Source organism: Ruegeria sp. CK3 (genome assembly GCF_056536565.1).
Genome location: NZ_JBQFPV010000007.1, coordinates 92,758 through 114,375 on the forward strand (window position 1 = coordinate 92,758; position 21,618 = coordinate 114,375).

The following is a 21,618-nucleotide window of genomic DNA, read 5'->3' on the forward strand; positions in this document are numbered from 1 at the left end:
GACAGCTCATGCCTTTCGCTATTGAAATCACCCAGACCGGCAAACCAGATGTTTTGCGCGAAACCAACCGTGCGACCCCGACCCCCAATGCCGAGGAAATTCTGATCCGCAACAAAGCCGCGGCAGTCAATTTCATCGACACGATCATCCGTCGCGGTGGAATGCCCGAGGGGATGATGCCCGAGCTACCTCATGTACCCGGGGTTGAGGGGGCCGGAGTGGTTGAGGCGCTGGGCGAGGGGGTCGAAGGATTCTCTGTCGGGGACCGCGTGGCGTGGATGGGGCCGATTGGTGTCGGTGGATATGGCACCCATTCGGTGATCGCTGCGCCCTATGTCTCCCGGTTGGCCGATACTGTCGAGTTCGAAACCGCAGCCGCGATCCCCGTCAATGGGATGACTGCCTACCACATGCTAGTCAATCTGGGCGGCGCGGCAGCTGGCAAATCTGTACTGGTTCACGCCGCGGCCGGGGGTGTTGGCACCATGGCGCTACACATTGCTAAGCATCTGGGCATGACAGTGATCGCTTCGACCAGCACCGACAAGGTTGGGTATGCGAAGGATCAAGGTGCCGATCACGTCATCGACTATCGCACCGAGGATGTCACCGAGCGGGTGATGGACCTCACCGAAGGGCGCGGCGTGGATCTGACGCTCAACCCGATCTCGGGTGAAACCCTCAAGTCAGACCTCGACGCTCTGGCGCCTTTGGGCACTGCAGTTCTGTTTGGTTTCCTTGACGGTCCGCCCGCAGGTAATTTTGCCGAGGATTTGGCGAAGCATTTCCAGAAGTCGATCTCGGTCCGGGTAAGCGACATATACACCTATTTCGTCAACCGCCCCGATCTGTTCAGCGCAGACATGGCCAGGGTGTTTGAATTGTTGCAAGCGGATGTTCTGCGCCCGCAAGTGACCATCCAACCCATTGCCCAAGCCGCCGAGGCGCACCGTCGTTTGGAAGCCGGTGAAACCACCGGCAAACTGGTTCTAAGCATAGAGTGATCGAGCCTGGCAAGAACGAGGCACGGCAAGGCGGTTGGATCTAGTTGAAAAAGACCTTTAGCCCCACATAGGGCCCTTGCTGCGTGACATCATAGGCGAAAGGGCCGGTTGACGTTGAATCACTGTAGTCGACGCTGAAATATCTGTAGCCAAAGGTGATCGCGGTCCGATCCCACGGCTGGTAGTCAAAGCCGATATTTGCGCCGACCTGTAGATCGTTGCCTCCGGCCCCGAACCCGCCAAGTTCCAGCGATGCGATGGTGGTCCACCGGTCGTTGAGACGCCACATGCCCCGGGCACCCACGACAGGCTCAATCCATCCTTCGTCACCGCCTTGAGTGGGCGGATTGGTCGGCCCCGGAGTCGTGAACCTGATTTCCTGCCGGATCGAGTTGTAGCGAATGCCGCCCTGCAGATCGATGGTATAGCGCTGGTTGTTGGCGCCATAAGTTCCATCAGCCACGCGATAGGCACCCATGACCGCAAACCATTTTTGGCGCACATCTACATCCACTGCAGTGGCGGCGGGGCCGGGGAGAGTGGTGTCCTCTCCGATGCCTACATAGTTGGCGTCAACGATGATCCCAAAGTCTCCGTTCCAGGCCTCATAGCGCCCGGCCGCTGCGAAATCGAGAACATCCAGCACGTCGCCAAGATCGAGGTCGATATCGGCTGAAACGCCCGAGACGGTTGACGTTCCATGTGTACGGAGCGGGGTGAACAGGTAAAAGCCAAGAGTGTGTCGCCAGCCCTCTTCGGTCTGACCCGGTGCAGGCAGGGACTGAGCGTATGCTGCGCTCGACAGTAAACAGGACAGGGTCGTGACGCCTGCGATCGCAGCAGTGGATCTGATTGCCATTGGTGAATCTCCTTACTTTCAAATTGCGCGACGACCTTGCTGCAAGGCGTCAGTGTCCGGATATACGATCATCTGCCAACCGAAGACTGTTTGAGCAGAAAGGCCTCGACAGCGGCTTCAGTTTCGGGGCGAAGATTTTCGATGCCTTCGTAAGGCACGCCACGGGCAGGTTCGATGTCTGGGTATTTTTCCTTGCGTTTCAGATGGCGCCCCAGAATACGGACAAATTCTTGCCCGCCCCAAGCCCCAACCTCGGTTGAAACCGGGTATTTCTCATGCGTGTCGCGGTAGACATCGAAGAAATCGGCTAGAATCGCGCTCTCCCCGGCTCCGGGAATGCGCAGCTTTAGTTGATCTTTGATGACCGCGCGGGGGGTGTGGACGGAATAGACGATCAGGTGGTCGCGCCGTCCTTTTGTCTCGCCCAACAGCAGCAGCGAGGATTGGTCGACCCCGTCCACCAGCCGATCCCGAGGAATGCCGCTTTCGGCTCCGGCGAACCGGGCGAGTGTGGTATAGAGATCCGAGACGTGGACGATATCTCCGACGATGCCGTCGGCCTCTATCATACCGGGCCAGCGGATGAAACTGTCGACCCGAATGCCGCCCTCGGACACATCACCTTTGCCACCGGCGAAAACCATCGGGGTGAACCCTGATTGCGGCGAATACTTGGTGAAATGGCCGTTGTCGCCCATCACGATGACAATGGTGTTGTCGGCCAGGCCAAGCGCCTCCATCTCGTTGAAGATATCGCCGAGCCAGCTGTCGAGCTGCTGCATCTTGTCGACATAGAGCCCTCCGTTCGGCGATTGCGGCCCCGAACGACCTGCGCGCGTGTTGTCCAGCGGAATGAGTGGCCAATATTGCAGGAAGAACGGCGCTTCCCCGCCAGCCAGCTCGCGCATTTTTTCAAGCGTCTGGTCCTGGTAGCGCTGGTTCATTTCGTCATATTTTTCGGCGGTCCAGCGCTCGCCTGCCGTCATGTCAACTTCGCGCGCAAGACCACCACGCTCGGCTTCAAGGCCTGTAACCATCGCGGCGGGATCGGGGCGAAAGAAGTCGTCGAGTACGAAACGGTCATCGAAGTCTGCGATCCCGACCGAGACCTGTTCCTTAATCGCATCGTCGTTGTAGATGGTCAGCTGACCCTGCTGGTGAACCGGGAACCCCGCCCAATCGAAGCCTTGGTTATGGGGCCAGGCCTCGGGGATATCGCCCATGTGCCACTTGCCCACATGCACAGTCGCATAGCCCGCATCTGACAGGATCTCGGCCAGCGTGACTTCGTCGGCGGGCAGGCCGAACCCGGCGATATCCACGGTGGTGTCGCCCATGCCCATCCGAACCGGAAGCCGCCCGGTCATCATCGCAACGCGCGTGGGCGTACAGGAGGGTTCGGTATACATGCGCACCATGCGCATCGCTTCGTCTGAGAAAGCGTTGATATGGGGCGTGGAATACCCGCGCACCGCGTTGAGTTCAGGGATACCAAGATCGCCAAAGCCGATATCGTCAATCAGGATATTGATGATGTTGGGTGGCTTGCCGTCGTTCGAGTTTCGGAAGTCTTCGAGCAACTGATCAACCTCTGCATTGTCCGCAGCCCATTGTTCGGCATTCTGCGCTTCGAGGATGTAGTACTCGGCATCATGGATGATCGGCGCGTCCTGAGCAGTTGAGATCGTGGCCGATAGACAGAGCAGCACCGACAGGCTGGATAGGGTTTTCATTTCAGCAATCCTCATTCGCTTTGGGCGGGGGTCTGGCGGGGGTCAGGTGTGATGTGGGGCGGGCCGGAGCGGTTGATATCCGTGCCGGGGAAGAACTCGACCCAGACATGCCAGAACATGCCCGATCGAAGGGTTTCAACGCGGGTCAGTTGGCCGCAATCCGCGTGTCCGAAGAAATTGACATGGGTGATGGGTGCGCCGGTGTCATTGTACCAGACGCCAACGCTTTCATAGATTGGGTCGTAAGACACCACGACGTCACGCCCGCCAACCGTGGCGTTGATCAACCCTTTATTTTCGGCCAGGAAATCATCGGTCCAGCAAACTGCATCGTCACCGATCGTGATGCCCCAGACATAGGTTTTGTTGGGCAGGCGGTTATCGCTGTGGCTCATGTTATCCATGACCGGCGCTTCTTCTTGGTGCTGCTTGGCGATGCCCGAGGAGAAAACCGTTTCAGTAAAGGTGTCGAACAACCTGAGAAGCGGGTTCGAGGAGGGCTTGTTCAGAAAGACCTCACCGTCTGGATAGGCCTTTTGAAATCCCCGAAAGCTCATCCGAAAGGTGGGCCACGGCTGCATCGCAGCGGTTTTCGAGGCGTCGCTGTCGAAGCGGCCATAGATCTGTTGGATCGGCTCTCCTGTGGTGTTGTCGCGCAGGATCAGGTTGTTGCCGTGCTGGGCCATCACCTCAAGGTCCAGACGTTTGCCGTGGATCTCGGGTTTGTAGGCCTGCCCCAGATTGGCCATGGCACAATAGGTCATGACGATGTCATCGCCGCCCAACCCCTTATCGTTGCCGGCCAGATGAGGGCGCATCAGCTGGGCGTCCGAATGCGCCCGCGCGTGGCCGTTGTTTTCAATCACCAGAACACTGGCGGATGGGTTGATGTATCGCTGCGCCTCAGAAATTGGATAGTAGCGGGCGGTGTTTTGCTGGTTGCGCAGGCCGATATGGACCCAAACCCATGGAAACACGAATAGGAACACGATCACCAGAGTCACTGCAGGCACGCCGAGGAAAAACAGCCAGCCGGGACCGCCACCAAGAAAATGCCCGGCAAGCATCAGCGCAAGCCCGGCGAATCCGGCTGCAAGATAGGTGTTCTCATTCCGGATAAAGCGGATCATGTTATTGCGCTTGACCTTCAGCACCATCTGGCTGACGTCACCGAGATCCCGGAAATACATGAACCCGATGGTCAACGACACGATAAGCCCGACGTAGAATAGAAGATTGGCCAACATTTGAATCGCCTTTTTGCGTCTTGATTAGCCCTCGGGCGGGTTCGAATGGGACGAAAGGTAGGTTTTGATTTCGTCCTCAAGCCCTCGGAGGCTGTTGATAAGATCAGAATTTCTTGGGTCACTTGCATCGCAGGGTAGAAGAGCGGCCAGGCTTTCAAAGTCAGCGCAGATTTGCGCAAAGACCGTGTCCGCGCTGCGCAGGCGTCGGATGTCATTCGCCTGATCAGGAAAGTGTATCGACAAGCAAGCCATCATAAGCCTCACGGTGTCTGAACCCAGTTGAGCCCCCGCGATGAGGTCCGTTCCCCTCCTTCGCTAGTCATTCTGCCTGAAAGTCATTTACATATTCAGGTATCTTAACGTATGTTACGGGGTAACATGTTATTTTTCAAAGGCTTGAAACCAGCCAGCGGTTAACGAAAGCGATGTCAGACGCCAGTGTAAAGTCAGATCCGGCCCAAAAAACGCTCTCGGATGAAGACATTCAGCGGGCACTAAAGGCGGTCCTGGACAGCCCGGAATTCGATGGGGCCGAGCGACTGCAGTCTTTCCTCAGTTACGTTGTCGACAAGCTTCTGGCAGGCCAGTCCGAGGATATCCGCGCCAAGTCGATCGCCGAGGATGTCTACGGAAGGGCGCTGGATTCCGGGAGCGACCCAATGGCCGTGGTTCGGGTCGATGCGGGGCGCATGCGTCGGCGATTGGCGAGCTTCTATTCGAACTCCGGCAAGGATCAGAGGCTGCGCATCCATGTAGATCCGGGCGGCTATGTCCCCCGGTTTGAGGTTTTGGACCTAGACATACCGTCGGACCGGGCTCGTCCCTCAAGGATGGTCTGGGTCTCAGTGGCGGTTTTGACCGCGTTGGCGGTTGCGGGTGGCGTGATGCTCTTTTCTCGTACGCCCCAGTCACCGCCAAGCCCGGTCACGGTCTCTGCAAATGCCAACCAGGAACAAGCTGTCAGAGAGGCGCTGTTCTCGACAAACCCGACCAAGCTACAAGCCGTTAATCTGGCGAGTGAGGCGCGCCTGCTGATGTTTCCGGTTCTAGACCGTGACAGGCTGCAAGCCGTGCGCGGTATGTTCGAGCGCGCCATGGCGCTGGATGAGACGTATTTCGGCGGCTACGCCGGTTCGGCGCAGGCGATCAGCATCCTTGCTTTAACAACCCCGCCCGGAGCTGAAAAACAGGCGCTTCTGACCCTCGCCAAAAACCGAGCGCAGCGAGCGTTGGAGCTGGCGCCAGACGAAGGGTGGAGCCATTCTGCTCTTGCCCTGGCTTCATTTTGCTCGCGCGAGCATGAGGCCGCGCTTGCGCGATCCGCGCGCGCAACGCGGCTTGCCCCTGATGATATCCACGTCACGAATTTTGATGCCCTGTTCGCGTTGTTTGGTGGGGATTTTCAGCGCGCAATAGCGTCCGCCAAGCGGGCGCAGGGCGCCAATACGACCAACGGAAGATTTCCTTATCGTAGCGTGTTGGCTTCATCCAGCTATCACTTGGGGGACTATCAGGCGTCCGTAGACCAGTTCAACGAGGCGGTCAGGCTGGGTGATCCGGTCAGCGCAATCTCGATCGGTTATCTTGCGGCAAGCTATCAGCGGCTAGGGGACGATGAGCGCGCGCGGGCCACAATCCTGTTGTTGGACGAAGCCTGGCCCGGCTACCCTTTAGCGGCGCTGTTTCGAACCTTGTTTGCCGATCCGGACCACGCCGAAGACATCATCAGCGCGCTTGACGAAATAACTGCTTTGCAATCCGACTAGGGCAGGGACTGGAAAAAGAGGCTATTCCCGGATTTCTGACGGATCGACGCCCCAGAGGTTGGCTTTCAGCGTCCACCCCTTGTAGCCCCCCGCCGAAATGCGACACCAATCCAGCGAACACGCGCCAAGACGGGCGACCACTCCGGTTTCGAAATGCGCGTTGACGGTCGAGTTCGGATCGGGTCGGGCATAAACGGGCAGCATCTCGGATTCGATCAGCACCGTGCGCACGCCGGACAGCAGGGCGTAGTGAACCCAACCTCCGGCCCCGTCGCGATCCTGTACCTTGCGCCAGTTGCCGTATTCCGCAGTGATTTGCAGCGGCATACCGCGCCGCTTGAAGACCCAATCGATTCGGTGGGTCAGGGACGGACCGCGGCGCACATTGCCTTCGGCAGCCTTCATCGAGACATAGCGCGGAAGGGGCAGGTTGGTGACCGGGCCGCGCACGTCTTGGGCTGCGACCGGCGCAGAGCCGAACGCAATAAGATACGCGGATAGGATCGCCAAACAAAGGCGTTTCACCGGTAGAAGACCACTCACTGACTGCCTGCTCTTGTGCCTGTTGATCTGCTTTCGAAAAAAGGTCGACTCAATGCCTTTGGGGTTCTTGTGCCCCGCCTTATCCTGCGCCACGATGCCATGACGCAAGCGCGTTTGCAAAGCAGTGGGAGGGCGGAAGTGCCAAGAGAACGTCTGAGTGTTGTTGTTACGCGACGGTTGCCAGAAGTAGTGGAAACGCGACTGAGCGAGCTGTTTGATGTTCGCCTGCGCGACGATGACACCCCCATGACTCGTGAGGAACTGGTCGCTGCGGTGCAAGAGGCCGACGTGCTGGTGCCGACGGTGACCGACACAATCGACGGTGGTCTGTTGGGGCAAGCTGGTGAAAAGCTGCGCTTGATCGCCAATTACGGTGCAGGGGTCGACAATATCGACGTCTCAACCGCGCGTCAGCGTGGCATTCTGGTCTCAAACACTCCGGGTGTTCTAACCGATGATACGGCCGACATGACCATGGCGCTGATCCTGGCGGTGACACGTCGTTTCCCTGAGGGCGTTGCGCTGATGCAGCAGGGCGATTGGTCCGGCTGGGCTCCGACCGCTTTGCTTGGTGGCCGGATCGGAGGGCGCCGTCTGGGTATTCTGGGCATGGGCCGGATCGGTCAGGCTGTCGCGCGCCGTGCCAGCGCGTTCGGGATGCAGGTTCACTATAACAACCGCCGCCGGTTGCGCCCCGAGATTGAACAGGATCTGGAGGCCACCTACTGGGAAAGCCTCGATCAGATGGTGGCGCGGATGGATGTGATCTCGGTCCACTGCCCATCGACCCCTTCAACGTTCCACCTGCTGAACGCGCGGCGATTGAAGCTGCTGAAGCCCTCGGCTGTGGTCGTCAACACGTCGCGTGGTGAAGTGATCGACGAAAACGCGCTGACGCGGCTGATCCGGTCCGGGGATATCGCGGGTGCCGGGCTGGATGTGTATGAACACGGCACGCAGGTGAACCCACGCCTTCGCAAGCTGCCAAACGTGGTGCTGCTTCCGCATATGGGATCGGCCACACTGGAGGGGCGGATCGAGATGGGTGAGAAAGTTATTATCAATATCAAGACCTTCGAGGATGGGCACAGACCGCCGGATCAGGTGGTCCCATCCATGCTGTAACCTTTTCCAGGAGCACATTATGCGTATCAACCGGGTTTCAGGACTACTTCTGTCTGTCATGGCCTTTACTGTTCCGGGTTTTGCCCAGGAAACAGCGGACTCCGTGGCCCCCGAAGGCGCGAGCGAAGGTCAGGTGCAGGCTCTGACCGATGAGTTAATCGCGGCGCTTGAGGCCAAAACAAATGGCGTGCCCGTACAGTCCGAGAATTGGATGGTCGCTGCGGCCAACCCCTTGGCAGTTGAGGCCGGGGCGAAGATCCTTCGGGCGGGTGGGTCCGCTGCGGACGCCATGGTCGCCGTGCAGGTTGTTCTGGGCTTGGTCGAGCCGCAATCCTCGGGCCTTGGGGGCGGGGCGTTTTTGGTCTGGTACGATGCCGCCACCGGACAGCTCACGACACTGGATGGGCGCGAAACGGCCCCATTGGACGCCACGCCGATCCTGTTTCAGGATGAAAACGGCGAACCTTTGCAGTTCTTTGATGCCGTCGTCGGAGGGTTGTCCGTTGGCACGCCCGGAACGCCTGCCTTGCTGGAGGAAGCGCACCGCCGTTGGGGCCGTTCGCCGTGGCCCGGGCTGTTCACCGATGGTATCCGGCTGGCGGATGACGGGTTCCTGGTCTCTCCTCGTCTGGCCAGTTTGGTCGCCAACGACGCCGAGCGCCTGTCGCGATTCCCTGCAACGGCTGAATATTTCCTGCCTGAAGGTGAGCCACTGCAACAGGGTCAACGCCTGATGAACCCCGCCTATGCGGACTCCTTGAGGGCACTGGCCGAGGACGGTGCCGCCGGGTTCTACGGCGGGCAAATCGCGTCAGATATCGTTCGGACCGTCCGCACCGCGCCGGGTAATCCCGGCGTATTGTCAGGCACCGATCTGGCCTTGTATCAGGTCATTGAACGTGATCCGGTTTGCGCCGCCTACCGCGCCTTTGAGGTCTGCGGGATGGGGCCGCCCTCGTCCGGGGCGCTGACCGTTGGGCAGATTTTGGGTATGCTGAACAGCTATGATCTGGCCGCGATGGGACCTGAGAGCATGGAGGCATGGCGCCTGATCGGCGAAGCGTCACGCCTCGCCTTTGCGGATCGGGGGCGGTACATGGCCGATAGTGATTTCGTGCCGATGCCGACCACCGGGCTGGTCGACCCGGACTATCTGGCGCAGCGTGCGGAGCTTTTGAACGCCGAGGGCGCACTGACCGAGGTCGCTCCGGGCAATCCCGAGTTTGATCATGCGATGAACTGGGCTGATGACGAGTCATTGGAGCTGCCTTCGACGTCGCATATCTCGATCGTCGACAGTTACGGCAATGTCTTGTCAATGACGACGACGATTGAAAACGGCTTTGGTTCGCGTCTGATGACGAACGGGTTTTTGTTGAACAACGAACTGACCGATTTCTCGTTCCGCACCCATCGCGACGGAGTGCCCATAGCGAACCGTCTGGAACCCGGCAAGCGCCCGCGTTCGTCCATGAGCCCGACCATCGTCATGCAGGACGGCGCGCCGGTTCTGGCCATCGGGTCTCCGGGAGGCAGTCGTATCATTGGCTACGTTGCCAAGTCGATCATCGCCTGGGCGGATTGGGATATGGATGTGCAGCAGGCGATCTCGCTGCCGCATCTGGTCAACCGGTTCGGGACCTATGATGTCGAGGTGGACACTGCCGCCGAAGGCTATGCAGATGCGCTGATCGAAATCGGGTTCGAGGTGAATCCCCGCGATCTGACCTCGGGCCTGCATGCGATTGAGATTGGCGAAACTCTCAGCGGTGGAGCGGACCATCGGCGTGAAGGGATCGCGCTGGGCGAATAAAATCTGGGTCTTGCCCGGCTCGGGCGGGCCTTTTCGACACATTGGGAAGGGCCCGTGCAACTGGCGGGCAGGAAAGGGTTAGCATGGTTCAGGCGACGGCTTTGCCGAGAAATGAGGCTGGGATTGGAACGGCGCTCGGCATCTTGAAGCAACAGTTTGGGGATCGTCTCCAAACCGGTGCGGCCATCCGCGAACAGCATGGCCACACCACGACCTGGATCACCAATCAAAGCCCCGACGCGGTGGTGTTTCCCCACACCACGCAGGAGGTCTCCGAGATCGTCAAAACCTGCGCTTCGCATAAGGTGCCGGTGATTGCATTTGGCACGGGCACGTCGCTTGAAGGGCATGTGAACGCGCCTGCCGGTGGGGTGTCGGTCGATCTGAGCCAGATGAACAAAGTGCTGGCCGTGCATGCCGAGGATCTGGATTGCGTCGTGCAACCCGGTGTGACGCGTGAAGATCTGAACACCCATCTGCGCGATCAGGGCCTGTTCTTTCCGATTGATCCCGGTGCCAACGCCTCGCTTGGCGGGATGGCTGCGACCCGCGCGTCCGGGACCAATGCGGTGCGCTATGGCACAATGCGGGACAATGTGCTGAGTCTTGAGGCGGTGATGCCGGATGGGCAGATCATCCGGACCGGCAATCGCGCCAAGAAATCTTCGGCGGGGTATGATTTGGCGCGGCTGCTTATCGGGGCCGAAGGCACGCTAGGTATCATTACCGAATTGACCCTACGCCTGCACGGCATCCCCGAGGCGATCAGTTCCGCCCGCTGCTCTTTCCCAACCGTCGATGCTGCCTGCCGGGCAGTAATGATGACGATCCAATACGGCGTACCTGTCGCGCGGATTGAATTGTTGGATGAACTATCCGTCAAAGCCGCCAATGCCTATTCCGGCTTGACCCTGCCCGAAACGCCTCTGCTGCTGTTAGAGTTCCACGGCTCGGATGCCAGCGCCGCCGAACAGGCCGAGATTTTCGGCCAGATTGCCGAAGAGTTTGGCGGTACTGACTTTGCGGCAACCTCAACCACCGAGGAACGCAACAAGCTCTGGCAGGCGCGTCACGACATGTACTGGGCCAGCCTTCAGCTGCGACCGGGTGCCAAGGGGATCTCGACCGATGTTTGCGTGCCGATTTCCCGTCTGGCCGAGGCCGTAGGGGCCGCTCAGGATAAAGCGGCCGAGCTTGATTTGCTTGCGCCTATTGTTGGGCATGTCGGCGACGGGAACTTTCACACTTTGCCCCTGATCGACATGGAAGACGCCGAAGAAGTCCGCCGGGCCGACGAGTTCGTTGGCTGGCTCAACGATCTTGCCATCTCGATGGAGGGCACCTGCACGGGCGAGCATGGCATCGGGCAGGGCAAGCGCCCCTATCTTGAGAAAGAACTGGGGCAGGCAACACACTACATGGCCGCGATCAAGGCGGCACTGGACCCCGACAACATCATGAATCCAGGAAAGATACTGGCCGATCAGCCATAACGGTTTCCGCGATCTTGTCCGCTTTGTGCCCACAAAACGTCTAGGTGATGTGGTGTCTTACGGCGAAAGACGAACAGGTGATCGACATGAGTGCAAAATATCTGGTTGGCTTTGTCGCGGTGGCCGGTTTGGCGGTCGCGGGGCTGGACTACTACCAGAAAGCCAAAGCCTCGGGTGACGGGCTCAGCGCAAGCGACTACATCGCAGCCTTCACTGGCGGGTCCGAGGTTGAACCCGCAAGCGTTGACAGCACGTCGGAAGTTCAGGAATCCGAAACCGCCGAGCCGCCTGGCAAACTGGTGTGCAAGACCGTTGGAAACACCAAACGGTGTCGCTCCGAAGGCTGATGGCTGGATTGTAAGTCGCCATTTAACGACCTGCATCTCCCGTGCGGGTCGTTTTTCTTATATCACTGGTCGGATGGCTTCCGCGATTGATTTCGGAATCAAGCCATATGGTGGCAACAGATTCCAAGGGGAGACACCCGGTTATGAAAACCCAAGTCAAAGCACTGGTCGTTGGCGGCGGCGCCGTCGGAACCTCGATTGCCTATCACCTGGCCAAAGCGGGCTGGGATGATGTGATGTTGATCGAGCGGGACGAGCTGACCTCGGGCTCGACCTGGCACGCGGCTGGCCTGCTGCCGCTGTTCAACATGTCTTACGCGACAACCCACATCCACAAGTACTCGGTCGACTTCTACAAGCAGCTCGAAGAAGAGACCGGCCTCAACGCGGGCTTCGCCGTGGTCGGCAACCTGCGCATGGCGCAGACGCAAGAGCGCATGGACGAATACATGCTCTATGCTTCAACAGCTGAGACCTGCGATGTGGCTTACGAATGGCTGACACCCGAGCAGATCAAGGAACGCTGGCCGCTGATCGAAACCGGCGACCTGAAGGGTGCGATCTATCACACCGAAGATGGCTATATTAACCCTGCTGACGTGACCCAAGCGATGGCCAAAGGTGCCCGTCAGCGCGGGGTCGACATCGTTCGCAAGATGCAGGCGGATGCCTTCCACTGGAACGGCACTCATTGGGAAGTCACCTGCACCAAGATGATCGAGCAGGGCGGCAACCTTGTTCCCTCCGATGAGCAGGTTGTGATCACCGCCGAGCATGTCGTGACCGCATCGGGCAACCACGCGCAGCGCACCGCCAAGATGCTGGGAATCAAGATGCCCGCGATCCCGGTCGAGCACACGTTCATTGTCATGGACAAAGACCCTGAGCTAGTCAAATGGCGTGAAGCGGGTAACCCCGAGCACCCCGTTGTGCGTGACGCCGACAACGAGTCGTATGCGCGCGAAGAACGCGGTGGCTGGATTTTGGGTATCTATGAACACGGTGCGCCTGCGCGCTTTGAACACGGCGTGCCGGACAGCTTCCGGGCTGACCTGTTCCCGCTGGATATTGACCGGATCGCAGACCAGTACATGGCGATGGCTGAGCGCGTGCCCTCCTGCGCTGAATCCGGCCTGAAAGACGATTTCAACGGCCCGATCTGCTATACCCCCGATGGCAACCCTCTGGTTGGTCCGGCTCCGGGTCTGCGCAACATGTGGCTGGCCGAGGGCTTCAGCTTCGGGATCACCGCTGCAGGCGGCACCGGCTACTATCTGGCGCAGATGATGGTCGATGGCGAAGCCGAGATCGACATGGCCTCGCTGGACCCCAAGCGGTATTCATCCAACTGGATGACCACCGAGTTTGCAGCGCGCAAGAACGAAGAGTGCTATGAGCACGTCTACATCCTGCACCACCCGGATGAAGAGCGTGAAGCCTGCCGTCCGCTGCGGACTGCTCCGGCCTATGATCGCCAGAAAGCCCGCGGCGCGCAGTTCGGGTGGGTCAACGGTTGGGAACGTCCGAACTATTTCGGCCCTGTCGATGCGCCGGATAATTTCGACAAGGAAAGCCGCTCGTTCCGCCGTGGTGGCTGGTGGCAGTATGCCGTCGAAGAGGCCAAGGCGATCCGCGAAGGCGTGGGCCTGATCGACGCATCGGCCTTCACAAAACATGTCGTCAAAGGCCCCGGTGCGAGCCAGTTTCTGGACTGGTTCACCTGCAACAAACTGCCCAAGGTCGGTCGTATCAACCTGACCTATGCGCTGACCGCGCATGGCACCACCCGCACCGAATACACCATCGTCCGCAACGGCGAGAACAACTACTACATCGTCTCTGCCGGTGCCTGGACCGAGTACGACGCCGACTATCTGCGCAAGGCGGCCGAGGACAAGATGGAGGAGTTCGGCTACATCGAAATCCAGGACGTGACCACTCAGTGGGGCGTCTTTGCTATTGCCGGACCCAAGTCGCGTGACGTGCTGAAAGAAGTCATCAAGGACGCCGATCCGGAAACCGCGCTGTCCAACAAGCGCTTCCCGTGGCTGTCGGCCCGCCAGATCGAACTGGGAATGTGCCCGGTCAACGCGATCCGCGTGGCCTATACCGGTGAGTTGGGTTGGGAATTGCACCACCCGATCGAAATGCAGAACTACCTGTTCGACCTGCTGGAAAAGGCGGGTGAGAAGCACGGTATGAAGCTGGTCGGTGCGCGCGCTCAGAACTGGCTGCGCCAGGAGAAATCCTATCGCGCCTTCGGCACCGAACTGGGCCGCGACGCGACCCCGCTGGAAGCCGACCTGCCGCGCTTTGTCGACCTGTCGAAAGACTTTTACGGCAAGGCCAAGCTGGAAGAGACCGGTGTGCGCTTCAAGTGCTGCACCTTGTTGATTGAAGGACCAGCCGATGCCGACCCGTGGGGCCGCGAGGCGCTCTACACGCCGGAAGGAACACGCGTGGGTCGTCTCACCTCGGGCGGTTACTCGGTGGCGTTTGAGAAATCCATAGGCATGGGCTACGTGACGCCTGATCTCGCGGTTGAAGGCACCAAGCTGAAGGTCAAGATTCAGGACAAGTTGTGGGATGCTGTCGTCACCTGCGACAGCCCCTACGACCCGAAAAACGAAACCATCCGCAAGGACGGCTGACATCTTGGGGAACTCCGGCGGCGCGAGAGAATGCGCCGCCTGCGGCGACACATGCCTCCGGCGGAGGTATTTTCAAACAGAAGAAGCGGGGGCTGGTAAAAAATCCAGCCCCCCTGCTTTTGGCAAGGGGGGCCTTCTCCTGTTGCGGTCATCGGCGCCTCCGCCTGTGCCGCAGATCCACAGTCTCAAATCAGAGTTAACCGTCCGTTACTTCTTCTGTTCAAAAATACCTCCGCCGGAGGCAAGCCTGCGCCAGCAGGCTTTGATCGGCCCAACAACTGATCAGGTTTTCGGCCTTTGAGCAACAAATGCCAGATTATTGGCAGGCATTTCCACCAGTTGGATCAGCTGCAAACCGTAGTACTCCAAACGCGCTTTGATCTCATTGTCGTTCTTGTACCCGATCTCTGGATCCTGTGAGACCAGGGCTTCGTGAAACTTTTCATCCCCTGGGCTGGTCAAGGCACCGTCTCGCATGAAGGGGCCGTAGATGATGAGGCGGCCTGCCGGACTCAGAGCCTTTGAGGCCTCGCTGAGAAACGCGTCAGTTTCGGGCCATGAGATTAGATGCAGCAGGTTGATCAGAACAATCAGGTCCTGCTCTTGGAATGTCTCATGCCAGCCTGCACTGGTTGCATCCAAATCGGTGGCGGGACGGATATTGGAGACTTCCGTCGCATAGGCGTTGATGCTGGCGCGGCGTTCAGGGTCGATTTCTGTGGGTTGCCATACCAAGTTGGGCAGTGTCTGCGCAAAGGCGGCAACATGTTGCCCAGTGCCGCTAGCTATTTCCAGTGCGCGACCCGAGGCAGGTGCCATCTTTGCCAGCAAGGCGCATAGCGCGTCCGAGTTGCGGCTGGCGGCTGGGGCGATCATACGGGCCCCATCGCCTTGCGTCGCGACGCTGGCATTCGAAGGCAGAACGCGTTTAGTCATGAGCGTAACCTTTCCACATGCAACTGAACGGCGATGTCCCGAGGTAGTTCAGACGGCGTGCCCGTCACAAGGCTGGCCAGATGGGACGAGGCAGCCGGCGATGTCTGGAACCCGTACCCACCTTGACCCGCGCACCAGATGAATGAGCGGTCTTGTGGGTCCGGCCCCAGCACCAACGTGCCGTCCGCCACGAAACTACGCAGCCCGGCCCAGTTCGCCTCGAGCCGTGTGACAGGTGTCGTCACCATCGCCTCATAACGCGCCAGACCTTCTGCAAGAACCATATCGTCGGCATAGGCGTCATGAGGCGTTGTCGGCTCGGCTTCGGAGGGTGAAACCAGATACTTCCCCGCATCAGGCTTGGCATACCAACCTTCTCCCGGCCCCATCAGCATGGGCCAGTTGGATACGTCATGACCTCCAGGTGCGGGAATACGCGCCATGGAGCGGCGCTTCGGCACGATGCCGATAGGCGGCAGGCCAGCCATCGCGGCGACCTCGTCCACCCAGGCGCCGGCTGCGTTGACCAAGTTTCTAGCCTCGAACACGTCGCCCGCCTGTACCACCCAATGGCCGGATTTGCGGATATCGGTGACGGCCTGGCGGGTCAGGACCGCGCCGCCATTGCCTCGGATCACGCGCGCGAAGTCCTGCATCAGGCGGTCGGTATCGATGTCGAAGGCGTCCACGCTGATGGCGGCGTGGGACAGAACGTCCGGGTTCAGGATCGGGACTTTGTCGATGGCTTGCTGCGGCGAAATGGGGCGTACGTTCAATTCTTCGACGTCTTTGGCAAACAGGTCAGCCTGATCGTGGCCTGCAACCAGCATGAGGCCTCGGGGGGTCAGGTAGCCTCCGTTCGCGGATCGCAGGTAATCGACCCCGGCCTGATTGAGCGCAACCACCGAGGGTGGGCCGTAGTTTTCCTCGAACATCGCGGCCGAGCGACCCGATGAGTGATAGCCCAGAGCGTCCTCGGCCTCTAGAACAGTAACAGAGCCGTGAGCAGACAAACGCGCGCCCGCGCTGAGGCCAGCGATGCCGCCGCCGATGATTAAAAAGTCGATCATCGCAGGGTGACCGGGAAGGATTGTGATGAAGCAGATGTCATAAGGCTCTTGGTGCTTGTTACAAGAATATGCTTGGATTTCGGGAGACTATAAGCAGGCTTGAATTTGGCGATCAACCCGGCCAAAGACGCATCATAGAAAAGAAGGAGATTAAGGTGACTGCAGCGGACCTCCATCCTATGGCCACGGGACATATCCCAAAATATGTCGTTGCAGCCGATGGGAGCGACTACCTCTTTTCGGCAATGGTCGTGTTTTTTGTCGTTCTGGTTGTATTGATTGGTGTCGGATATCTGACGCTGCATTCGGTGCCCGAGAAAATGGCGCATGAGAACAATCACCCTCAGTTCCAGTTGGTGGGCATTTTGGCGCTGTTGGCGCTGTTTACTCATAACGGCATTTTCTGGGTTGCCGCCGTTCTGGTTGCCGGGTTCCAATTCCCCGATTTTGCGACCCCGATGCGAAATATAGCGGATGCCATTCGCTCACTCGGACAGTCTCTTGCACCTCAGGCACCTGCTGAACCGGCCCCTCCGGCACCACAAAACACCACCACGCCGGAGCAGTAAGCAATGATCGAAACGATGCTCTGCGCCCTGATTACGGTGCTGCCGGATTTCCTGTTCCGACGCTTTGTCCAAGGCAAGCGGATCGGGCATGAGATAACCCTTTTCACCGTGTGGTACGAGCTACGCTGGGGCCTGACCACCTGCGCTATTCTGGCGCTGTCCGTGATCACCACACTGTTCTACTTTCATCCGGCCTCCAGCACGGCGGCCTCGTATTTCCGGACGGTCACGATCCTGCCGCAACTGGGTGGGCGGGTGTCTGAGGTTTATGTCAGCAACAACGATACGGTGACAGCGGGCCAGCCGATTTTCCGGATCGAGGATTTTACCCAGCAAGCGCAGGTTCAGGCCGCCCACGCACAAATCGCGCAGGTTCAGGCTTCATTGAAAGTGGCCGAGACGGATCTGGCGCAGGCGGATGCCGGGATTGCCGGTGCGCGCGCCGCCTTGGCACAATCTGTCGAAGACCTAGAGCGCAACACCACGCTGCGCGACGAAGGCTCCAGCGCGGTGCGTCTGGCCGAGATCGAGCGGTTGGAGAATCTGGTGGCTGAGCGCGAAGCGCAGGTCACTGCCGCCCAGTCACAACGCGCCGCCGTGGTGCAGCAGATCGAAGAACTGATCCCGGCCCAACTGGCCAGTGCCAATGCGCAGCTGGATGCGGCCCTGACCGAGCTGGACAAGACGGTTATCAGCGCAGGCGTTACAGGTCGGATCGAACAGTTCGGCCTGCAGGTCGGTGACTATGTCAGCCCGCTTTTGCGCCCGGCGGGTATTCTGGTGCCTTCGCACTCGGGCCATGACCGGTTTCAGGCTGCGTTCAACCAGATGTCTGCTCAGGTCATCAAACCTGGAATGATCGGAGAACTGGGTTGCATGACCAAACCCTTCACCGTGATCCCGATGGTTGTGGTCGAGGTGCAGGACGTCATCCCCTCGGGCCAGATCCGACCCACGGACGAACTGCGGGACGTCCAGCACAACAAAGTGCCCGGCTCAATTCTGGTGTATATGGAGCCGCTGTATAAGGGCATGGCGGACGATATCCCTCCGGGCAGTAACTGTCTGGCCAATGTCTATACCGACAACCACCACAAGCTAGAGGATGAAAGCCTCGGCTTTTGGAACAAGGCGTTCCTGCATGTGGTCGACACGATTGGTGTCGTTCATGCGGCCGGCCTGCGGTTGCGCTTGATCTTGATGCCGGTGAATACTTTGGTGCTGACTGGGCACTGAGGTTTCAAACCTTGATCTGGGCAATGTAGCCCCAAAAAAAAGGCCCGCTAAATGCGGGCCTTTGGTTTTTCGATACGCCCTGCAGCTTACTGCGGGATCTCGCCTTCCAGGCCTTCGATGTAGAAGTTCATACCTGCCAGCGTTCCGTCATCTGCGACCTCACCTTCGGCCAGCCAGTCGCTGCCATCCTGCTTTTTGATCGGGCCGGTGAAGGGGTGGTATTCACCTGCAGCCATGGCCGCTTTCAGCGCCAGAGCCTCTTCTTTGACATCTGCGGGAACCGCGTCCGAGATCTCGCCGATTGCAACCATGCCCTCACGGATACCGTCCCATGTGTTGGCGCTTTCCCAGGTGCCATCCATGACAGCCTTGGTCCGTGCGATGTAGTAGGGCGCCCAATCATCGATGATCGAGGATACGCGCGGGAACGGGGCGTATTCGCTCATGTCTGAGGCCTGACCGAAGGTGACAACGTTGCCCGCCTCTTGCGCAGCCGCCTGAGGCGCGGTCGAGTCGGTGTGCTGCAGGATCACGTCCGCGCCCTGTTCGATCAGAACGGTGGCGGCGTCAGCTTCTTTTGCAGGGTCGAACCAAGTGTAGGCCCAGACGATCTTGAACTCGACATCCGGGTTCACCTTCTTGGCGTGCAGATATGCCGAGTTGATGCCGCGGATCACCTCAGGGATCGGGTAGGACCCGATATAGCCGATGATGTTCGACTTGGTCATCTTACCCGCGATGTGGCCCTGAACGGCACGACCTTCATAGAAACGGGCCGAATAGACAGCGACGTTGTCGGCGGTTTTGTAGCCGGTGGCGTGTTCGAATTTCACATTCGGGAATTTTTTCGCCACGTTGATGGTCGGATCCATATAGCCGAACGAGGTGGTGAAGATCAGGTCAGCGCCTTCCAGCGCCATTTGCGTCATGACCCGCTCGGCATCCGGGCCTTCAGGAACGGATTCGACGAAGACGGTTTCAACCTTGTCTCCGAACTCTTCCTCAACGGCCAGGCGGCCTTTGTTGTGTTCATAGGTCCAGCCACCGTCGCCCACAGGTCCTACGTAGACGAAGCCGACCTTGGTCTTGTCGTCGGCGGCCATGGCCCCCGAGGCCAGACCCAGCGCCATGGCGGCGCTTGCCAGAAGTGTCGTGAATTTCATGTGTTACTCCCCAAGTTGGTTCAGTTGGCCCCTAGTGCGAGGCGTGGAAAATCCGGCCCAGTGAGGCAGGTGCGCTGCTCTTGTCGGCCGAAAGGATCACAAGCACAAGGATCGTGATGATGTAGGGCGACATTGCCAGATACTCGACGGGAATGGCAACGCCCGCTGCCTGCAAATTAAGCTGCAGCACGGTGATGCCGCCAAACAAATAGGCACCCAGCAAGGCACGCCACGGCTTCCAGCTGGCGAACACCACCAGCGCCAGAGCAATCCAGCCGACACCGGCGGTCATGCCCTCGGTCCACTGAGGGACCCGGATCAGGCTGATATAGGCGCCGCCCAGACCCGCGCAGGCCCCACCGAACAGGATCGCCATGATGCGGATCTTGATGACTTTGTAGCCCAACGCGTGCGCTGCATCGTGGTTTTCACCCACCGCGCGCAGGATCAGACCAACACGCGTATATTTCAGCGTCGCCCAAACACCCGCAGTCAAAGAGATGCCGACATAGAGGATCGGGTCATGCTGGAAAAAGATCGGCCCGATGACGGGGATATCGCTGATCAGGGGGATATGAATATCCTCCATGCTGGGGGGTTTGATCCCCACATAGCTTTGGCCCAGAAGGGCACTGAACCCGAGGCCGAACAATGTCAGCGCAAGGCCGCTGGCCACCTGATTGGCTAGAGCGACCTGTGTCAGCAACACGAACAGTAGTGACAGCACAGCCCCGCCGATCGCTGATGCGATAAAGCCCAACCAGGGCGAACCGGTCTCGACCGAGATCGCAAAGCCGCTGATTGCGCCGACGATCATCATACCCTCGACACCGAGGTTCAGAACGCCTGCTTTTTCGACGACCAGTTCTCCGATCGCGGCCAGCAGCAAGGGGGTCGCGGCAACCATGAGCGAGGCGACCAGAAGGACGGGATTGATTTCACCAAGGTCCATTACGCTACCTCGCTACGTGCCGCACGGATGCGGTAGTTTGTCAGAAGATCGAATGCCAGCAGGAAAAACAGGAGCATCCCCTGGAACACCTGAATGGCAGCGGCAGGCAGCCCGAGCTGAGACTGCGCGATTTCACCGCCGATATAGGTCAGCGCCATCAAGCCACCGGCCAGCAGGATACCCACCGGGTGCAGACGGCCAAGGAAGGCCACAATGATCGCGGTGAAGCCATAGCCCACGTTAAAGTCGATGCTGACCACACCCGAAGGACCGGAGACTTCGAACATCCCCGCCAGACCGGCCAGAGCACCGGACAGGCCCAGACAGAACAGGATCAGACGGGCCGGGTTCACACCGGCAAACTTTGCAGCACGCGGAGCTTCACCCGTCAGACGGATGTGAAAGCCCAGCATGTGACGGTTCAGAAGGATATAGGAAAAGATCACTGCGATCAGGGCCGTCACGACACCCCAGTGCATGCCAGATCCCGCGATCAACTCGGCATTATGCGCGCTGTCATAGGATTGCAGGTTGCGCGACCCAGGAAAGCCAAACCCTTCAGGGTTCTTGAGCAAGCCAAGCGACACCGAGGCCAGCATCTGCTCGGCCACATAAACCAGCATCAGCGAGACAAGGATTTCGTTGGTACCAAACCGGACTTTCAGAAAGGCCGGGATCATTGCCCAAAGCCAACCACCAAACGCGCCCGCGATCACCATGATCGGAAAGATGTAGAACGCGTCTAGAGGGTAAAAGGCCAACCCGGCCCCGGCCCCGAAGATGGCACCCATGATGTACTGCCCTTCGGCCCCGATATTCCAAATACCGGCACGGAAACCCAACGCCAGGCCGATCGCAATCAGCACCAATGGTGCGCCTTTCACCAGCAGTTGCGGGCGGTAATAAAATGCGAACTCGCCGAACAGGGGCTCCCAAAAGATGGTGCCGATGGCCTCAACCGGGTTCTTGCCGAGAATGGCGAACAGGATGCCGCCAAAGACCATCGTGGCAATCACCGCCACAACGGGGGTCGCATAGGACCACGCTTTCGACGGTTGCGGTCGTTTCTCCAACACAATCATGTACTTATTCTCCGCCCGTCTTCATCTTT

At 59.2% G+C, this 21,618-nt stretch carries 18 protein-coding genes; 9 read left to right on the forward strand and 9 right to left on the reverse strand.

Annotated elements, in window-relative coordinates; all coding sequences use genetic code 11:
• The first annotated feature begins 8 nt into the window (after positions 1-8).
• Positions 9-1,004: a quinone oxidoreductase family protein gene (locus tag ACR0C3_RS11480; RefSeq protein WP_480758535.1), complete on the forward strand. Its 996-nt coding sequence runs from the start codon at positions 9-11 to the stop codon at positions 1,002-1,004.
• A 40-nt stretch (positions 1,005-1,044) separates the two neighbouring features.
• On the opposite strand, the gene ACR0C3_RS11485 is transcribed toward ACR0C3_RS11480, so the two are convergent.
• From ACR0C3_RS11485 to ACR0C3_RS11495, 3 genes are all read right to left on the reverse strand, one after another.
• Positions 1,045-1,863 carry a hypothetical protein gene (locus ACR0C3_RS11485; protein ID WP_480758536.1) on the reverse strand — a complete coding sequence of 273 codons (819 nt, stop codon included), beginning with the start codon at positions 1,861-1,863 and terminating at the stop codon, positions 1,045-1,047.
• Between the two features lie 68 nt (positions 1,864-1,931).
• Complete coding sequence (locus tag ACR0C3_RS11490; RefSeq protein WP_480758538.1) at positions 1,932-3,596, reverse strand: sulfatase-like hydrolase/transferase; 1,665 nt, start codon at positions 3,594-3,596, stop codon at positions 1,932-1,934.
• 11 nt (positions 3,597-3,607) lie between these two features.
• Positions 3,608-4,843: a DUF3179 domain-containing (seleno)protein gene (locus ACR0C3_RS11495; RefSeq protein WP_480758540.1), complete on the reverse strand. Its 1,236-nt coding sequence runs from the start codon at positions 4,841-4,843 to the stop codon at positions 3,608-3,610.
• A gap of 425 nt (positions 4,844-5,268) precedes the next feature.
• Here ACR0C3_RS11495 and ACR0C3_RS11500 point away from each other — a divergent pair, with 425 nt between their 5' ends.
• Positions 5,269-6,609: a tetratricopeptide repeat protein gene (locus ACR0C3_RS11500; protein ID WP_480758541.1), complete on the forward strand. Its 1,341-nt coding sequence runs from the start codon at positions 5,269-5,271 to the stop codon at positions 6,607-6,609.
• Between the two features lie 21 nt (positions 6,610-6,630).
• Here ACR0C3_RS11500 and ACR0C3_RS11505 read toward each other — a convergent pair whose 3' ends face one another.
• Entirely contained in the window at positions 6,631-7,119 is a 489-nt protein-coding gene (locus ACR0C3_RS11505) for an SH3 domain-containing protein (RefSeq protein ID WP_425085188.1), read from the reverse strand.
• Positions 7,120-7,290: 171 nt separating this feature from the next.
• Here ACR0C3_RS11505 and ACR0C3_RS11510 point away from each other — a divergent pair, with 171 nt between their 5' ends.
• From ACR0C3_RS11510 to ACR0C3_RS11530, 5 genes are all read left to right on the forward strand, one after another.
• Positions 7,291-8,277: a 2-hydroxyacid dehydrogenase gene (locus ACR0C3_RS11510; protein WP_170468445.1), complete on the forward strand. Its 987-nt coding sequence runs from the start codon at positions 7,291-7,293 to the stop codon at positions 8,275-8,277.
• A gap of 19 nt (positions 8,278-8,296) precedes the next feature.
• A complete protein-coding gene (ggt, locus tag ACR0C3_RS11515; RefSeq protein ID WP_480758543.1) occupies positions 8,297-10,090 on the forward strand; it encodes a gamma-glutamyltransferase in 1,794 nt (597 codons plus the stop codon).
• An 83-nt stretch (positions 10,091-10,173) separates the two neighbouring features.
• Positions 10,174-11,583: an FAD-binding oxidoreductase gene (locus ACR0C3_RS11520; protein WP_480758544.1), complete on the forward strand. Its 1,410-nt coding sequence runs from the start codon at positions 10,174-10,176 to the stop codon at positions 11,581-11,583.
• An 86-nt stretch (positions 11,584-11,669) separates the two neighbouring features.
• Positions 11,670-11,930 carry a hypothetical protein gene (locus ACR0C3_RS11525; RefSeq protein WP_480527177.1) on the forward strand — a complete coding sequence of 87 codons (261 nt, stop codon included), beginning with the start codon at positions 11,670-11,672 and terminating at the stop codon, positions 11,928-11,930.
• A gap of 143 nt (positions 11,931-12,073) precedes the next feature.
• On the forward strand, positions 12,074-14,581 hold the full coding sequence (locus ACR0C3_RS11530) for a GcvT family protein (RefSeq protein ID WP_480758545.1): 2,508 nt from the start codon (positions 12,074-12,076) through the stop codon (positions 14,579-14,581).
• A 282-nt stretch (positions 14,582-14,863) separates the two neighbouring features.
• Here the strand turns inward: ACR0C3_RS11530 and ACR0C3_RS11535 are convergent, their stop codons facing one another.
• The gene (locus ACR0C3_RS11535; RefSeq protein ID WP_480758547.1) at positions 14,864-15,517 is read right to left on the reverse strand and encodes a DUF938 domain-containing protein; all 654 of its coding nucleotides are present in this window, start codon (positions 15,515-15,517) and stop codon (positions 14,864-14,866) included.
• Positions 15,514-16,587, reverse strand: a complete 1,074-nt coding sequence (locus tag ACR0C3_RS11540; RefSeq protein ID WP_480758548.1) for an NAD(P)/FAD-dependent oxidoreductase — start codon at positions 16,585-16,587, stop codon at positions 15,514-15,516. Before ACR0C3_RS11540 ends, ACR0C3_RS11535 begins: the two co-directional genes overlap by 4 nt.
• 155 nt (positions 16,588-16,742) lie before the next feature.
• Between ACR0C3_RS11540 and ACR0C3_RS11545 the strand changes: the two genes are divergently transcribed.
• Both ACR0C3_RS11545 and ACR0C3_RS11550 read left to right on the forward strand, forming a co-directional pair.
• Positions 16,743-17,156: a hypothetical protein gene (locus ACR0C3_RS11545; RefSeq protein ID WP_480527170.1), complete on the forward strand. Its 414-nt coding sequence runs from the start codon at positions 16,743-16,745 to the stop codon at positions 17,154-17,156.
• 3 nt (positions 17,157-17,159) lie between these two features.
• Positions 17,160-18,392 carry an HlyD family secretion protein gene (locus ACR0C3_RS11550; protein WP_480758549.1) on the forward strand — a complete coding sequence of 411 codons (1,233 nt, stop codon included), beginning with the start codon at positions 17,160-17,162 and terminating at the stop codon, positions 18,390-18,392.
• Between the two features lie 86 nt (positions 18,393-18,478).
• On the opposite strand, the gene ACR0C3_RS11555 is transcribed toward ACR0C3_RS11550, so the two are convergent.
• Genes ACR0C3_RS11555 through ACR0C3_RS11565 form a run of 3 tightly spaced genes read right to left on the reverse strand, consistent with a single transcriptional unit; the run spans position 18,479 to position 21,589 of the window.
• A complete protein-coding gene (locus ACR0C3_RS11555; RefSeq protein WP_170374472.1) occupies positions 18,479-19,555 on the reverse strand; it encodes a BMP family ABC transporter substrate-binding protein in 1,077 nt (358 codons plus the stop codon).
• A 31-nt stretch (positions 19,556-19,586) separates the two neighbouring features.
• Positions 19,587-20,507, reverse strand: a complete 921-nt coding sequence (locus ACR0C3_RS11560; RefSeq protein WP_480758551.1) for an ABC transporter permease — start codon at positions 20,505-20,507, stop codon at positions 19,587-19,589.
• On the reverse strand, positions 20,507-21,589 hold the full coding sequence (locus ACR0C3_RS11565; protein WP_480758552.1) for an ABC transporter permease: 1,083 nt from the start codon (positions 21,587-21,589) through the stop codon (positions 20,507-20,509). Before ACR0C3_RS11565 ends, ACR0C3_RS11560 begins: the two co-directional genes overlap by 1 nt.
• Positions 21,590-21,618: the final 29 nt, after the last annotated feature.